This is a genomic window from Polynucleobacter sp. 39-46-10 (assembly GCF_002282275.1).
Genome location: NZ_NCJB01000464.1, coordinates 1 through 1,468, shown reverse-complemented (window position 1 = coordinate 1,468; position 1,468 = coordinate 1). Strand labels below are relative to the sequence as shown.

The 1,468-nt window shown below is 43.3% G+C and carries 2 protein-coding genes; both read left to right on the top strand.

Going from position 1 to position 1,468, the window contains the following annotated elements; all coding sequences use genetic code 11:
• A partial coding sequence (locus B7X71_RS16815; protein ID WP_293601583.1) for a TolC family protein occupies positions 1-342 on the top strand: 342 nt, incomplete at its 5' end.
• The coding region (locus B7X71_RS16810) for an efflux RND transporter periplasmic adaptor subunit (RefSeq protein ID WP_293601582.1) at positions 339-1,468 on the top strand (1,130 nt) is incomplete at its 3' end. The genes B7X71_RS16815 and B7X71_RS16810, both read left to right, overlap by 4 nt.

The following is a 1,468-nucleotide window of genomic DNA, read 5'->3' as shown; positions in this document are numbered from 1 at the left end:
GCCAATGCATCTAAGGCTAAGAATCAACTGAATGCCCAAAGCCAAAGTCTCGAACAGCAGTTGGAGACAGCATATAAGCTCTATCAGATGACTAGTTACCAGGTAAAAATTCTGGATCAAGATGTTGTTCAGTTGGCATCAAGCGCACGTCGGATTGCTGAAGTTTCGTACCGTTATGGCGAGCGCGGCATGCTCGAGTATTTGGATGCACAAAGAACATTTAGAGTAGCTCGTAATGATTTGATCAAGGCCCGCTTTGATTTGGCCTCAGTTGTTACCGAGATTCAGCGTTTAAGAGCAACCCCAGAGTGGATTGCAAAAATTGAGAGTGGAAAGCAATGAAGCAAGAGTTCACGGAAATCATAGCTAAGTCAAAGGAGTTCTACTCCCGCTATATGGCAATTGCAAAAGTCTATGCAAAGGAATGGCTTGCTGTTGTCATTAAAGCCCAAAATGATTTATATCTATTAACCCATGAGTGGTTTAGTACTCACTTGCCTCGTGTGGCTCAGCGGTACGATAAAGCCCCTCCCTGGACGCAAAAAGGCCTCTATTACTTTCCTTGGTTTTGTCTATTTCTGATTATCCTAAATTACTTCAATGTGTTTGATCGCAGTCCGACCGTCAAGTCTGTTCAAGATCCCAATGTAGTGATTGTGAATGAAGATCTACATAATATGATTACTGAGGGAGAGGTTTACACCGGTTCGTTTGTTGAAGAGTTACGCGCTTCTGGTCGAGTGGATTTTAATGAGATGTTTTTATCCCGTATCGGTGCGAATGTGACAGGCCGAGTATCGGAGATACTAGCTATTCCAGGTCAAAAGGTGAAGCAGGGCGATATTTTGGCCAAAATCACCTCTACTGAATTAACGCAATCCCAACTATCTTTTCTGAAAGCAAAGAGCGCAAGTCAATTGGCTGATCAGGCAGCTAATCGAGCTAGGATTTTATATAAAGAAGATGTGATCGCTTTGGCTGAGTTGCAAAAGCGAGAGGCTGAGGCAAGTAGCGCCAAGGCTGAATATCGTGCAGCAAATGATCAATTGCGTGTTCAAGGTATGGATCAGCCTAGTATCGATCGCTTGGCAAAGTCTGGTGTGATTGAGTCCACAAATAACGTTATTGCCAGCATTCCCGGTGAAATTGTAGAGAGAAAAATCAATAAGGGTCAGGTGGTACAGCCTGCTGATGCTTTATTTACAGTGGCTGATTTAAATACCTTATGGGCAGTCTCTGAAATCCCAGAAAGTAACTCTTATTTAATTCACAAGGGTCAGAAGATTAGATTGATCATTCCAGCTTTGCGTAATGCAGAGATTGAGGGTGTTGTTGCTCACGTCGATTCCGTTGTCAACACCCAAACTCGTACAGTAGTAGTGCGGATGGAGGTTCCCAATAAAGATGGCTTGATTAAACCCGGCATGTTAGCAACGATGATGATTGAGAGTCAGCCAACAGAAAAATT